This window comes from Enterobacter cloacae complex sp. SHL018, from assembly GCF_049237905.1.
GTDB classification, from domain to species: Bacteria; Pseudomonadota; Gammaproteobacteria; order Enterobacterales; family Enterobacteriaceae; genus Enterobacter; species Enterobacter hormaechei_C.
Window position 1 is genome coordinate 23,367 of record NZ_JBMKJE010000008.1, and the last position, 13,472, is coordinate 36,838.

12 protein-coding genes are annotated in these 13,472 nt (G+C 58.1%); 10 read left to right on the forward strand and 2 right to left on the reverse strand.

The features are described from left to right. The first annotated feature begins 11 nt into the window (after nt 1-11). The 4 genes from alsA to alsK are packed head-to-tail and all read left to right on the forward strand — an operon-like array spanning nt 12 to nt 4,137. On the forward strand, nt 12-1,544 hold the full coding sequence (gene alsA, locus ACOTY5_RS21145) for a D-allose ABC transporter ATP-binding protein AlsA (protein WP_045141426.1): 1,533 nt from the start codon (nt 12-14) through the stop codon (nt 1,542-1,544). After that, complete coding sequence (gene alsC / locus ACOTY5_RS21150; RefSeq protein WP_017382644.1) at nt 1,523-2,503, forward strand: D-allose ABC transporter permease; 981 nt, start codon at nt 1,523-1,525, stop codon at nt 2,501-2,503. The genes alsA and alsC overlap by 22 nt, the downstream gene beginning before the upstream one ends. A 10-nt stretch (nt 2,504-2,513) precedes the next feature. Continuing rightward, entirely contained in the window at nt 2,514-3,209 is a 696-nt protein-coding gene (gene alsE / locus ACOTY5_RS21155) for a D-allulose 6-phosphate 3-epimerase (protein WP_015570210.1), read from the forward strand. Further along, nucleotides 3,193-4,137 carry an allose kinase gene (gene alsK, locus ACOTY5_RS21160; RefSeq protein ID WP_032620751.1) on the forward strand — a complete coding sequence of 315 codons (945 nt, stop codon included), beginning with the start codon at nt 3,193-3,195 and terminating at the stop codon, nt 4,135-4,137. Before alsE ends, alsK begins: the two co-directional genes overlap by 17 nt. On the opposite strand, the gene ACOTY5_RS21165 is transcribed toward alsK, so the two are convergent. Next, nucleotides 4,070-6,367 carry an ATP-binding protein gene (locus ACOTY5_RS21165; RefSeq protein ID WP_421632016.1) on the reverse strand — a complete coding sequence of 766 codons (2,298 nt, stop codon included), beginning with the start codon at nt 6,365-6,367 and terminating at the stop codon, nt 4,070-4,072. The two genes, alsK and ACOTY5_RS21165, sit on opposite strands and share 68 nt — an antisense overlap. Before the next feature lie 181 nt (nt 6,368-6,548). Between ACOTY5_RS21165 and ACOTY5_RS21170 the strand changes: the two genes are divergently transcribed. From ACOTY5_RS21170 to ACOTY5_RS21195, 6 genes are all read left to right on the forward strand, one after another. Then, on the forward strand, nt 6,549-8,063 hold the full coding sequence (locus tag ACOTY5_RS21170; RefSeq protein WP_017382641.1) for a sugar ABC transporter ATP-binding protein: 1,515 nt from the start codon (nt 6,549-6,551) through the stop codon (nt 8,061-8,063). Between the two features lie 2 nt (nt 8,064-8,065). Next, nucleotides 8,066-9,061: an ABC transporter permease subunit gene (locus tag ACOTY5_RS21175; protein WP_003860239.1), complete on the forward strand. Its 996-nt coding sequence runs from the start codon at nt 8,066-8,068 to the stop codon at nt 9,059-9,061. Nucleotides 9,062-9,089: 28 nt separating this feature from the next. After that, nucleotides 9,090-10,031, forward strand: coding sequence for an ABC transporter substrate-binding protein (locus tag ACOTY5_RS21180; RefSeq protein ID WP_003860240.1), 942 nt, complete (start codon nt 9,090-9,092; stop codon nt 10,029-10,031). A gap of 115 nt (nt 10,032-10,146) precedes the next feature. Beyond that, entirely contained in the window at nt 10,147-10,833 is a 687-nt protein-coding gene (locus ACOTY5_RS21185) for a D-lyxose/D-mannose family sugar isomerase (RefSeq protein WP_017694710.1), read from the forward strand. A gap of 10 nt (nt 10,834-10,843) precedes the next feature. Further along, nucleotides 10,844-11,704, forward strand: coding sequence for a ketose 1,6-bisphosphate aldolase (locus tag ACOTY5_RS21190; protein ID WP_017382639.1), 861 nt, complete (start codon nt 10,844-10,846; stop codon nt 11,702-11,704). Further along, nucleotides 11,704-12,723: a carbohydrate kinase family protein gene (locus ACOTY5_RS21195; RefSeq protein ID WP_045141427.1), complete on the forward strand. Its 1,020-nt coding sequence runs from the start codon at nt 11,704-11,706 to the stop codon at nt 12,721-12,723. The genes ACOTY5_RS21190 and ACOTY5_RS21195 overlap by 1 nt, the downstream gene beginning before the upstream one ends. On the opposite strand, the gene ACOTY5_RS21200 is transcribed toward ACOTY5_RS21195, so the two are convergent. Next, complete coding sequence (locus ACOTY5_RS21200; protein ID WP_032104458.1) at nt 12,705-13,436, reverse strand: response regulator; 732 nt, start codon at nt 13,434-13,436, stop codon at nt 12,705-12,707. The two genes, ACOTY5_RS21195 and ACOTY5_RS21200, sit on opposite strands and share 19 nt — an antisense overlap. Nucleotides 13,437-13,472: the final 36 nt, after the last annotated feature.

Sequence of the window (13,472 nt, forward strand, 5' to 3'; positions counted from 1 at the left end):
AGGAAATAAACATGGTCACGCCATATATCTCGATGGCGGGTATCGGCAAATCCTTTGGTCCGGTTCACGCATTAAAATCGGTTGATTTAACTATATACCCTCATGAGATCCACGCGTTATTAGGGGAGAATGGTGCCGGTAAATCAACCTTAATGAAAGTAAGGTCGGGTATTCATGAACCGACCAAAGGCTCCATTATTATTAATGAAAAGAATTACGACAAATTGGATCATAAACTGGCAGCACAACTGGGCATCGGCATTATATATCAGGAACTCAGCGTTATTGATGAATTAACCGTGCTGGAAAATCTATATATAGGCCGTCACCTGACCAAAAAGGTTTGTGGCATCAGGATTATTGACTGGAAAGAGATGCGCATTCGCGGTGCGATGATGCTCTTACGCGTCGGATTAAAAGTCGATTTAGATGAAAAAGTAGCGAATTTATCCATCAGCCATAAACAGATGCTGGAAATTGCGAAAACCTTAATGCTCGATGCCAAAGTGATCATTATGGATGAACCCACATCTTCATTAACCAATAAAGAGGTGGATTATCTTTTCTTGATCATGAATCAGCTGCGTAAAGAAGGCACCGCCATTGTCTATATCTCGCATAAGCTCGCGGAAATCCGCCGCATCTGCGACCGCTACACGGTAATGAAAGACGGTTCCAGCGTATGCAGTGGCCTGGTGAGTGACGTTTCAAACGACGACATTGTGCGCCTGATGGTCGGCCGCGAACTGCAAAACCGCTTTAACGCCATGAAAGAGAGCACCGGCAACATCGAACGCGACACGGTGTTTGAGGTGAACAACGTCACCAGCCGGGACAAGAAAAAAGTGCGTGATATTTCGTTCAGCGTGAACCGCGGCGAAATACTGGGTTTTGCGGGTCTGGTCGGCTCGGGACGTACCGAACTGATGGACTGTCTATTCGGCGTGGATAAACGCGCGAGCGGTGAAATTCGCCTCAACGGCAAAACCATCTCCCCGCATTCGCCTCTGGATGCGTTGAAAAAAGGGATGGCCTACATCACCGAAAGCCGCCGCGAAAATGGCTTTTTCCCTAATTTCTCTATCGCCCAAAACATGGCCGTCAGCCAGAGCCTGAAAAACGGTGGCTATAAAGGGGCCATGGGGCTCTTTCGCGAGCATGAAGAACGCAAGACCGCCGAAGCACAGCGCCAGTTGCTGGCGTTGAAGTGCCAAAGCGTAGAGCAAAACATCACCGAACTCTCCGGCGGCAATCAGCAAAAGGTGCTGATTTCTAAATGGCTGTGTTGCAACCCGGACGTCATCATTTTTGATGAACCCACGCGAGGCATCGACGTCGGCGCAAAGGCCGAAATCTACAAGGTGATGCGCCAGCTGGCTGACGAAGGCAAGGTCATCCTGATGGTGTCATCTGAATTACCTGAAATTATCGCCGTCTGCGACCGCATCGCCGTGTTCTGCGAAGGGCGGCTGACGCAAATCCTGACCAATCGCGACGACATGAGCGAAGAGGAGATCATGGCATGGGCATTACCACAAGAGTGAAAGGCGATATGGCGGAGAAAAAGCCATTTAACTTCGCGCTGTTCTGGGACAAGTACGGTACCTTTTTTATCCTCGCGATTATAGTCGCCATCTTTGGCACGCTGTCATCGGAGTACTTCCTCACCACCAACAACATCACGCAGATTTTTGTCCAGAGCTCGGTAACGGTGCTGATCGGAATGGGCGAATTCTTTGCCATCCTTGTCGCGGGTATTGATCTGTCCGTCGGAGCCATTCTGGCACTCTCCGGCATGGTGACTGCCAAACTGATGCTGGCTGGTGTCGACCCGTTTTTTGCAGCACTGATTGGCGGCGTACTGGTCGGCGGCGCGCTGGGGGCGATCAATGGCTGTCTGGTCAACTGGACCGGGCTACATCCGTTCATTATCACTCTCGGTACTAACGCCATTTTTCGCGGCATCACGCTGGTGATTTCCGACGCTAACTCCGTCTATGGCTTCTCGTTCGATTTTGTAAACTTCTTCGCTGCCAGCGTCCTCGGGATACCCGTACCGGTCATCTTCTCGCTGATCGTCGCGGTGATCCTCTGGTTCCTCACCACCCGTATGCGGCTGGGGCGCAATATCTACGCCCTGGGCGGTAACAAAAACTCGGCGTTCTACTCCGGCATCGACGTGAAGTTTCATATTCTGGTGGTGTTCATTATTTCTGGCGTATGCGCCGGGCTGGCGGGCGTGGTGTCGACTGCGCGTCTGGGCGCAGCGGAGCCGCTGGCCGGGATGGGATTTGAAACATACGCCATCGCCAGCGCCATCATCGGCGGAACCAGCTTCTTCGGCGGTAAAGGCCGCATCTTCTCGGTCGTGATTGGTGGTCTCATCATCGGCACCATCAATAACGGACTCAATATCTTACAGGTACAAACCTACTACCAGCTGGTGGTAATGGGCGGGTTGATTATCGCCGCTGTTGCCCTCGACAGATTGATCAGTAAGTAAGGAAATCACTATGAAAATTTCACCCTCCCTGATGTGTATGGATCTGCTGAAATTCAAAGAACAGATCGAATTTATTGACCAGCACGCGGACTACTTCCATATCGACATCATGGACGGCCACTTTGTGCCTAATCTGACGCTGTCTCCGTTCTTTGTCGGCCAGGTGAAGAAGCTCGCCACCAAACCACTGGACTGTCACCTGATGGTGACTCGCCCGCAGGACTACATAAGCCAGCTGGCGCAGGCCGGAGCAGACTTCATCACACTGCACCCGGAGACCATCAACGGTCAGGCTTTCCGCCTGATTGAAGAGATCCGTCGTCACGGTATGAAGGTGGGACTCATCCTCAACCCGGAAACCCCGGTTGAGGCAATGAAATACTATATTCATAAGGCGGACAAAATCACCGTGATGACCGTCGATCCAGGCTTTGCCGGGCAGCCGTTCATTCCGGAAATGCTGGAGAAAATTGCCGAGCTGAAAGCCTGGCGCGAACGCGAAGGGCTGAGCTATGAGATTGAGATCGATGGCTCATGCAATCAGGCCACCTATAAAAAACTGATGGCCGCCGGCGCAGATGTCTTTATCGTCGGAACGTCTGGTCTGTTCAACCATGCAGAGAATATCGGGGATGCATGGCAGCTTATGGCCGGGCAGATCCTGTCGGCACGAAACGAGGTTGTTCCTCATGCAAAAACAGCCTGATGTCGTCGCCGGAGTGGATATGGGGGCCACTCATATCCGTTTTTGCCTGCAAACGGCCGACGGTGCGGTGTTGCATTGTGAAAAACAGCGCACCGCGGAGGTTATCCGCTCTGGTGTGGTGTGCGGCGTGACGGAAATGATCACGGCTCAGCTGCGTCATTTACAGGTTCACTGTCGCGGTCTGGTCATGGGCTTTCCGGCACTGGTCGGCAAAGACAAACGCACCATTATTTCGACGCCAAATCTGCCTTTGCAGGCGAATGAGCTCCGCGATCTGGCGGGAAAACTTGAAGATGCGCTAGGCTGCCCGGTCGAATTTTCCCGCGACGTTAACCTTCAGCTTTCGTTTGACGTGGTGCAACACAATCTCCAGCAGCAAGAGGTTCTGGCGGCCTACCTTGGCACCGGCATGGGATTTGCCATCTGGCTAAACGGTGCTCCATGGACGGGCGCGCACGGCGTAGCGGGCGAGCTCGGGCATATTCCACAGGGGGATATGACGCGGCACTGTGGTTGTGGCAACCCGGGATGTCTGGAAACGGTTTGTTCCGGTATCGTATTGAAACAGTGGTACGAACAGCAGCCCCGCGAGTATGCGATGGGAGATATCTTTTCAGCCGTACCCGATGACCCCTTCGTACAGCAACTCCTGAATCATGCAGCCCGCGCCATTGCCACCAGTGTAAATCTGTTCGATCCGGATGCGGTGATCCTCGGAGGCGGCGTAATGGATATGCCTGGCTTTCCGCGCGAAGCGCTGATTGTCGGGATAAAGCAGCATTTGCGCCGCCCGCTGCCGCATGAGTCCGTGAAATTTATCCCTGCCTCGTCGTCGTCTTTTAACGGCGCTCAGGGGGCCGCTACCCTGGCTCGCTGCCGGTTCCTGCCATCACCTTGCGCAGCGCCTGCGCCAGCTGTGCGCGGGTGAAAGGTTTTCGCAGTAACTGAACGTCCGGCAGCTGCGGGTTATGCGCCGGGCGCAAATCCTGCCCGCTGATCAGCAGCACCGGCAACTGCGGATAGTGGCTGCGTACATGGCCGATCACCTCCGCACCACTCAGGCCGCCCGGCAACATCAGGTCGCTGATAAACATGCCGATATCCGGTGATGCGTCCAGCATGTTCAGCGCCTGCTCGCCGTTTTCGGCTTCAAGCGTCAGGTAGCCAAGCTGGTGCAGTTGCTCGCACAGGGTCTGCCGCACGCCCGCCTCATCTTCCAGGACCAGCACAAGCAGCTCACTCTCTGCCGGGGCCGTGGTCGCCAGCGCGGCATCATCGGAGAACGCGGGCAGCGTCGAGCGCGGCAGCTGGAGCCGCACGGTGGTTCCCTGCCCCGGCGCGCTTTCGATCTCAACGCGCCCCCCGGACTGACGCACAAAGCCGTACACCATCGACAGCCCTAACCCGCTGCCGCTGCCGGTCTGTTTGGTGGTGAAGAACGGTTCAAAGACCTGCGATTTCACCTCCTGCGACATCCCGCAGCCGTGGTCAATCACCTCCAGCGCGACCATATCCTGCCTACGCCCGTCGCTGCGGGTCACACGCTGGTTCCAGGTGCGGATTTTGATCACACCATTTTGCCCCTCCATTGCATCACGGGCGTTCATTACCAGGTTGATAATGGCGTTTTCCAGCTGGCTGACGTCAATCCATGCGGGCCAGGCCGGGGTTTGCGCTTCAATATCCAGCGTCAGCGTGGCGGGAAGCGAGTGCCGCATCAGCTCGCTCAGGTTCTCCAGCAGCGGCTTCATCTCTACCGCATGAGGTTGCAGGGATTGCTTGCGCGAGAAGGCCAGCAGACGCTGGGTGAGCATGGCCCCGCGTTCCGCGGCTTTGAGCGCACGAGTGATGCGCGGCGCGTCCGGTGACGCTGAATCGGTCAGCTCCAGACTGCCGATAATCACCGCCAGCAGGTTATTAAAATCATGCGCCAGCCCGCCCGTCAGTTGCCCAACCGCCTTCATTTTCTGGCTGTGCAGCAGCGCCTCCTCCAGCCCCTGACGTTCGATGCGGTCGACCTCCATCTGCGAGGTCTTCTCCTTCAGTAGCCGCGTGGTGTGCTCCAGCGAAGCGGTATTGCGGGCAAAAACGTTAAACGCGCGCGCCAGTTCCCCCAGCTCATCACGCCGCTGTAGCGCGGGCACCGACACATCCTGCTCGCCGTGAGCGAGGCGCGACATTGCCCTTGAGATAGCCGTCAGGTTGGAGCCCAGATTGCGGTAAATATACCAGCAGGCGCAGCCGGTGATGATCAGCGCCAGCACCGCGAAGACGCTGATAAACACGCTGATGGAGCGCAGCTCCTGGTGGCTTTGGGCGGTACGCAGCCGGGAGGCCTGCGCCACCTGTTCAACGTACTGATTGATGTCGCGGTTTAATATCGCCACCAGCGCCTTGATGTGGAACATGTACCAGCTGATGGACAGATCGCTCTCCTCCAGCTGCTTTGACAGTGGCGCGAGCTTGCGCAGCTCATCATTAAAATCCGGGAGCACCAGGTTGACCACCGGTTGCAGGGCGCTCGCGGGTAACATCGCGGTTACTGCATCCAGCTGCTGCACCGTGGCGCGCGGTGAAGGGGTATCAATGGCGGCAACGATCAGCCTGTCCATCTCTGCAAGCTGCCGGGCGTCTGGCACATTGCTCGCGTAACGGCGGTTGATATCCTGCAAATGACGCAGATAGCTTTGGCTTTGATACAGCGCGCTGAGCAGCGCGTTACGCTCCAGATGCCGTTTTTGCCCGCGCTCCAGCATTCCCGTCACGCTCTGCTGTAACTCATTGCTCCTGCGGATAATACGCGCCACCAGCGCCGGCTCCTGCTGCGCCAGCGGCGCATCGGCAAGCTGCTCCAGCGAGTGGCGCAGCGCCATCTGCGTCTGTTTAAGCCGTTCAGCTTCGCCTTTGTACTCCAGCGCACCGACTACCTGCGACAGCCGCACCGCCGCCGTCGCCACATTCGCGGTATCACGCGCGAGGTTCATGCTGCCAGTCATATCATCCAGCGTTTGCTGCTGCACCTGCTCCTGGATCTGGCTGGCATGACGAAAGCCGAGCACCGCCACGCCGCTTACCATCAGCGTTAACGCCACCACCAGCAGGTTAAATATCAGCAGGCGACCGCGGGCGCTGGTGAAGAACGGGGGGCGTGAAGACATGGGTTTGGGCTCCTCTGCGGTTTGGTGCCCTCACCCTGGCCCTCTCCCACAGGGAGAGGGAAAAGGAAAATGTGATGGCGATTAGCTATTCATAACTATGACAAATATGAACAGCTTCTGACATTTTGCATTTACGCACCTGTGATGAAGTGCAGATATCGACATTCACAGGAGATCCGCCATGAGCAGAACCCCGGTTTTAGAGATGCGCAATATTGCCAAGACGTTTGGCAATTTCCACGCGCTCAAGGGTGTGGATTTGACGGTTTTCCCCGGTGAGATCCACGCGCTGATGGGGGAAAACGGCGCCGGAAAAAGCACGCTGATGAAGATCCTCGCAGGCGCCTATACCGCCAGCAGCGGCGACATCCTCATCGACGGTCAGCCGTTTCACATCAAAGGGCCGAAGGATGCGCTGGCCGCAGGCATTACCCTGATTTATCAGGAGATGCAGCTTGCTCCTAACCTGACCGTGGCGGAAAACATTTTTCTCGGCAGCGAGCTGTCGCGCGGCGGGCTGGTCCAGCGCAAAGAGATGGCTGCCCAGGCGCAGGCGGTCATTGACCGTCTGGGCGCGCAGTTCAGCGCCACCGACCTGGTCATGAAGCTGACCATCGCCGAGCAGCAGCAGGTGGAGATCGCCCGCGCGCTGCACCGCAACAGCCGTATTCTGGTGATGGATGAACCCACCGCCGCCCTCTCCTCGCGCGAAACCCACCGTCTGTTCGAACTGATTTTGCGCCTGCGCGATGAAGGGATGGCGATTATCTACATCAGCCACCGCATGGCGGAAGTGTATGAGCTTTCCGATCGCGTCAGCGTCCTGCGCGACGGGCAGTACGTCGGCAGCCTGACGCGCGACAAGCTGAATGCCTCTGAGTTGGTGCGCATGATGGTGGGCCGCCCGCTCAGCGATCTGTTTAACAAAGAGCGCGATATTCCGCTCGGCAGCCCGCGTCTGAACGTACACCACCTGACAGATGGCAAAAAAGTGCTGCCGTGCAGTTTGCAGGTTCGCTCCGGTGAAATCGTCGGGCTGGCGGGGCTGGTCGGGGCCGGTCGCTCCGAGCTGGCGCAGCTGATCTTCGGCGTGCGCAAAGCCACCGGCGGCATGATCGAGGTCGACGGCGAACCGGTGGTGATCCACTCCCCGCGCGCGGCCATTGAAAACGGCATCGGTTTTCTTACCGAGAACCGCAAGGAGCAGGGGCTGTTTCTGGAGCTGGCGGCGCAGGAGAACATCACCATGGCGACGCTGGAGCGCGACGCCACCTTCGGCTGGCTGAACCGCAAAAAAGCGCAGTCTATTTCCGATGACGCCATCGCCCTGCTCAATATCCGCGTGCCGCATTCTCAGGTGCGCGCGGGCGGGCTCTCCGGCGGCAACCAGCAAAAGCTGCTGATCTCCCGCTGGGTGGCGATAGGCCCGCGCATTCTGATTCTGGACGAGCCCACGCGTGGGGTGGACGTCGGCGCGAAAAGCGAGATCTACCGCATCATGAACCAGATGGCGCGCAAAGGCGTGGCGATTCTGATGATCTCCAGCGAGCTGCCGGAAGTGGTGGGCATGAGCGACCGGGTGTACGTGATGCGGGAAGGCAGCATCGCGGGTGAACTCCACGGACGCGACATCTCTCAGGAAAACATCATGACGCTGGCAACCGGCGTGAACGACACACATCATCAGGCGGTGTAATTATGACAACTCCAACCCATCCGCAGCAGGTGGCGAAATCCGCCTCCGCCAAAAAAATGCTGATGAGCGATCTGATGCAAACGATCGGCATTTTGCCAATTTTAATCCTGATTGTGGCGGTATTTGGCTTTATCGCCCCGAACTTTTTCACCGAGAGCAACCTGCTGAATATTACCCGGCAGGCGTCGATCAACATCGTGCTGGCGGCGGGGATGACCTTCATCATCCTGACCGGCGGGATTGACCTCTCTGTGGGCTCGATTCTGGGTACTACGGCGGTAGCGGCGATGGTGGTCTCGCTTATCCCGGAATTTGCGATGCTCTCCATTCCGGCGGCGCTGATGCTCGGTATGGTGCTGGGGCTGTTCAACGGCGCGCTGGTGGCCTTCGCCGGGCTGCCGCCGTTTATCGTCACGCTCGGCACCTATACGGCACTGCGCGGCGCGGCGTATCTGCTGGCGGACGGCACGACGGTCATTAACTCCAACATTAACTTCGAGTGGATCGGCAACAACTACCTCGGCCCGATTCCGTGGCTGGTGGTGATCGCCCTGGCGGTGATTGTGGTGTGCTGGTTTATTCTGCGTCGCACAACCCTCGGCGTTCACATCTATGCGGTCGGCGGCAATATGCAGGCGGCACGCTTAACCGGCATCAAGGTCTGGCTGGTGCTGCTGTTTGTCTACGGCATGAGCGGCCTGCTCTCGGGATTAGGCGGCGTGATGAGCGCCTCGCGCCTCTACAGCGCCAACGGCAACCTCGGCACGGGGTACGAGCTGGATGCGATTGCGGCGGTGATCCTCGGCGGAACCAGCTTCGTCGGCGGGATCGGCACGATCACCGGCACGCTGGTCGGCGCATTGATCATCGCCACCCTCAACAACGGCATGACGCTGATGGGCGTCTCCTACTTCTGGCAGCTGGTGATCAAAGGGGCGGTGATCATCATAGCGGTGCTGATCGACAAATACCGTACCCGACACCATCAAAGTGCATAACAACAATACCCTACGTGAGGAATACAGCATGAGATTGAAGCCCTTAGTGACCGCGCTCTGTGCTGGCGCGCTGCTGGCCGCAACCCCGTTTGCGCAGGCAAAAGATCTGAAGTCCATCGGCGTGACGGTGGGCGACCTGGCTAACCCGTTCTTCGTGCAGATCACCAAAGGTGCCGAGCTGGAAGCGCGCAAGCTGGCGGGAGATAACGTCAAGGTGACGCTGGTCTCCAGCGGGTACGATCTGGGCCAGCAGGTATCGCAGATCGATAACTTCATTGCCGCGAAAGTGGACATGATCATCCTCAACGCCGCGGATTCTAAAGGGATCGGCCCGGCGGTAAAACGCGCCAAAGAGGCGGGGATCGTGGTCGTGGCGGTTGACGTGGCGGCGGAAGGGGCCGATGCCACCATCACCTCTGATAACACCCAGGCGGGGGAGATGGCCTGTAAGTACATAACCGACCGTCTGAAAGGTAAAGGCAACGTGGTGATCATCAACGGGCCGCCGGTTTCTGCGGTACAAAACCGCGTGGAGGGCTGCCAGACCGAGTTCAGGCGCCACCCGGATATCAAAGTGCTCTCGGATAATCAGAACGCCAAAGGCAGCCGCGAAGGCGGGCTGGAGGTCATGACCTCCCTGCTGGCGGCCAATCCGAAGATCGACGGCGTATTCGCAATTAACGATCCGACGGCGATCGGCGCCGATCTGGCGGCAAAACAGGCGCAACGCAATGAATTCTTTATCGTTGGCGTGGATGGCAGCCCGGACGGTGAAGAAGCCCTGAAGCGCGAAAACTCCCTGTTTGTGGCGACGCCGGCGCAGGATCCGCAGGTGATGGCGGCGAAGGCGGTGGAGATCGGCTATGACATTCTTCAGGGCAAACCTGCGCCGAAAGAGCCTGTGCTGATCCCGGTGACGATGATCGATAAAAAGAACGTCGGCACGTATAAGGGGTGGACGGTTAAGTAAACCCGGTGCGGCCTGATGCCCTCACCCTAACCCTCTCCCACGGGGAGAGGGAACTTACTCCCCCTCAAGGGAGAGGGCCGGGGTGAGGGGGCGGCAAAAAACTTAAGGAGTCCCCATGAAACGCTCCGACATCAATGAAATCCTCGGCCACACGCGGCAGTTCTTCTCCATGCACGACGTGCATCTCCCGCCGTTTGCCAGCTTTCCGCCAACAAAATGGCAGCAGCTTGACCAGGCCGCCTGGCAGGAGGTGTTCGACCTCAGGCTCGGCTGGGACGTGACGGCGTTTGGCGGCAACCACTTTGCCGCACAGGGGCTGACGCTGTTCACCCTGCGCAACGGCTCCCCCAACGGCGTGCCTTATGAGAAGTGCTATGCCGAAAAAATCATGCACGTCCGCGACGGCCAGGTGACGCCGATGCATTTCCACTGGCGCAAGCGGGAGGACATCATCAACCGCGGCGGCGGGAATCTGATTATTGAGTTATGGAATGCGGGCGCGCATGAGGAGACCGAAAACACCGACGTGATCGTCACGATAGACGGTTGTCGGCAGACGCACACGCCCGGCAGCCAGCTGCGCCTCACGCCTGGGGAGAGCATCTGCCTGACGCCCGGCCTGTACCACAGTTTCTGGGGTGAACGCGGCTTTGGCGACGTTCTGGTGGGCGAAGTGTCGTCGGTCAATGACGATGAACACGACAACCACTTTTTACAGCCCATCGATCGCTACAACACCATCGAAGAAGACGAACCGGCGGTGCTGGTGCTGTGCAACGAGTACAACCTGTTTCGGATATAAGGAGTGAATGATGCCATTGATTTCTCTTGCCGACGGTCTGGCACACGCCAGAGAACACCGCTACGCCCTGGGCGCGTTCAACGTTCTCGACTCCCATTTTCTGCGCGCGCTGTTTGCCGCCGCGAAGCAGGAACGCTCGCCGTTTATCATCAACATCGCGGAAGTGCATTTTAAGTACGTGTCTCTGGAGTCGCTTGTCGAAGCGGTGAAGTTCGAAGCCGCCCGTCACGATATTCCCGTGGTGCTTAACCTCGACCACGGGCTGCATTTTGAGGCCGTCGTGCGCGCCCTGCGCTTAGGGTTCAGCTCGGTGATGTTCGACGGCTCGACGCTGAGCTATGAGGAAAATATCCGCCAGACCCGGGAAGTGGTGAAGATGTGCCACGCGGTGGGCGTCTCGGTGGAGGCGGAGCTGGGCGCAGTCGGCGGAGATGAAGGCGGCGCGCTGTATGGGCATGCCGATGAAGCGTTCTTTACCGACCCGCAGCTGGCGCGCGAATTTGTCGATTTAACCGGTATCGACGCGCTGGCGGTCGCCATTGGCAACGCGCACGGGAAATACAAGGGCGAGCCGAAGCTTGATTTCACGCGTCTGGACGCCATTCGCCAGCAGACGGGGCTGCCGCTGGTTTTACACGGCGGCTCGGGAATTAGCGATGCCGACTTCCGCCGCGCTATCGAGCTGGGCATTCATAAAATCAACTTTTATACCGGCATGTCGCAGGCCGCGCTCGCCGCCGTTGAGCAGCGCATGGCAAACCGCCAGCCGCTGTACGATGAGTTTGCCGAACTGCTGCTGGGCATTGAAGAGGCCATTACCGATACGGTCGCGGAGCAGATGCGCATCTTCGGCAGCGCGGGGCAGGCATAATGGAACGCAAAGGGATTATCGCCGCAGGCAACATGCTGGTAGATCACGTCCACCAGATCGTACAGTGGCCGGAGCGCGGCTGGCTGGCGGAAATCACCCACAGTGAGCGCTCAACCGGCGGTGCGCCGCTCAACGTTCTGCTGACGCTGGCGAAAATGCACGTCGGCCTGCCGTTACAGGCGGTGGGGCTGATTGGGGAAGACAGCGACGGAGACTATATTCTGGCGATGCTCGACCAGTATCACGTCAATCGCCAGCGCGTGCAGCGCACGACGTTCGCCCCAACGTCGATGTCGCAGGTAATGACCGACCCCAGCGGACAGCGCACCTTTTTCCACTCGCCGGGCGCCAACCGCCTGCTGGATCTTACCGCCTTCGATCGCCTCGACGGATCGCTGAAGATCTTCCATCTCGGCTATCTGCTGCTGCTCGACAGCCTGGACATGCCGGACGAGGAGTTTGGCACCCGCAGCGCGCGGTTACTGGCACAGATGCGCGATCAGGGGTATGAAACCTCGCTCGATCTGGTCTCCCGCAAGGGCGATCCACGCTATCAGCCGCTGGTGCTCCCTGCCCTGCGTCATCTTGATTATCTGGTGATTAACGAGCTGGAAGCCGGTGAGTTTAGCGGGCTTGAGATCCGCGACAGTCATGGTGCGCTGAACATGGTCCATATCGCCGACGCTGCCGCACAGTTGCTGGCGGCAGGCGTGCGGCAGCGGGTAGTGATCCACTGTCCGGAAGGGGCATGGGGTGAAGCGCCGAGTGAAAAAGGGCAATGGGTTCCTTCGTGGAAGCTGACGCAGGACGAGATTATCGGCAGCGTCGGTGCGGGCGACGCGTTTTGCGCAGGCTTTTTATACGGTTGCCATGAATCGCTGTCGCTTACCGAGAGTATTTATCTGGCGCACGCCTGCGCGCGGGCCAGCCTGCTGGCGGCCAATGCGATTGACGGCGCGAAAACGCTGGCCGAGCTTCAGGCGTTTATTCAGGAGAACGGTCAGGCGGCTTTCTCATGATGGGAAACGTCCGTGGCAAAAACATAGCCCAGACCGCGAATGGTTTTGATCAGCAAAGGCTGGTGCGGATTGACCTCAATTTTTCGCCGTAGCCGCATGATCAACACGTCGATAGTGCGGTCAAAGACCTCGGCGCTTTCGCTGTGGGTCAGCTCCAGCAGCTGTTCACGACTCAGTACCCGGCGGGCGTTTTGCGTTAATGCCAGCAGCAGGCCGTATTCGCCCTGGGTTAACGGCACGGTATTACGCTGCGGATCGCTCAGCTCGCAGCGGGTGGTGTCCAGCGTCCAGCCGTTAAAGGCAATACCTTCAACGCGCGGCGCGGCAGGCTCCGCGTCCAGCGCGCCGGTTCGACGCAGCACCGCCTTAACGCGGGCGACCACCACGCGCGGATTGAACGGTTTTCCGATGTAATCATCGGCGCCCATTTCGAGCCCGACGACCACATCTGATTCACTTCCCAGCCCCGTCAGCATCACCACCGGTAGCGATGGTCGCTGCTTTTGCAGTTGCAGCAAAACCTGTAATCCGTTGATATCCGGCAGCATCATGTCCAGCAGAACCAGCGCAATGCCAGGGTCCTGCTGGACACGGTTCACCGCGTCCTGACCGGTGTGACACGTCAGCACGGTAAAGACGTGCTCGCTGAGCACATCCTGTAGCAGTTCGCAGACTGCGACATCATCATCAACCACCAGAATCGCCGGTTTCATCGCATGCTTCCGTCAGGGAATTATGTTAAGTCTGAA

Coding starts and splice junctions, on each gene's coding strand:
- ACOTY5_RS21165 (WP_421632016.1), bottom strand. CDS start 6,367: ATGTCTTCACGCCCCCCGTTCTTCACCAGCGCCCGCGGTCGCCTGCTG.
- alsK (WP_032620751.1), top strand. CDS start 3,193: ATGCAAAAACAGCCTGATGTCGTCGCCGGAGTGGATATGGGGGCCACT.
- ACOTY5_RS21175 (WP_003860239.1), top strand. CDS start 8,066: ATGACAACTCCAACCCATCCGCAGCAGGTGGCGAAATCCGCCTCCGCC.
- alsC (WP_017382644.1), top strand. CDS start 1,523: ATGGGCATTACCACAAGAGTGAAAGGCGATATGGCGGAGAAAAAGCCA.
- ACOTY5_RS21195 (WP_045141427.1), top strand. CDS start 11,704: ATGGAACGCAAAGGGATTATCGCCGCAGGCAACATGCTGGTAGATCAC.
- ACOTY5_RS21180 (WP_003860240.1), top strand. CDS start 9,090: ATGAGATTGAAGCCCTTAGTGACCGCGCTCTGTGCTGGCGCGCTGCTG.
- alsE (WP_015570210.1), top strand. CDS start 2,514: ATGAAAATTTCACCCTCCCTGATGTGTATGGATCTGCTGAAATTCAAA.
- alsA (WP_045141426.1), top strand. CDS start 12: ATGGTCACGCCATATATCTCGATGGCGGGTATCGGCAAATCCTTTGGT.
- ACOTY5_RS21190 (WP_017382639.1), top strand. CDS start 10,844: ATGCCATTGATTTCTCTTGCCGACGGTCTGGCACACGCCAGAGAACAC.
- ACOTY5_RS21170 (WP_017382641.1), top strand. CDS start 6,549: ATGAGCAGAACCCCGGTTTTAGAGATGCGCAATATTGCCAAGACGTTT.
- ACOTY5_RS21200 (WP_032104458.1), bottom strand. CDS start 13,436: ATGAAACCGGCGATTCTGGTGGTTGATGATGATGTCGCAGTCTGCGAA.
- ACOTY5_RS21185 (WP_017694710.1), top strand. CDS start 10,147: ATGAAACGCTCCGACATCAATGAAATCCTCGGCCACACGCGGCAGTTC.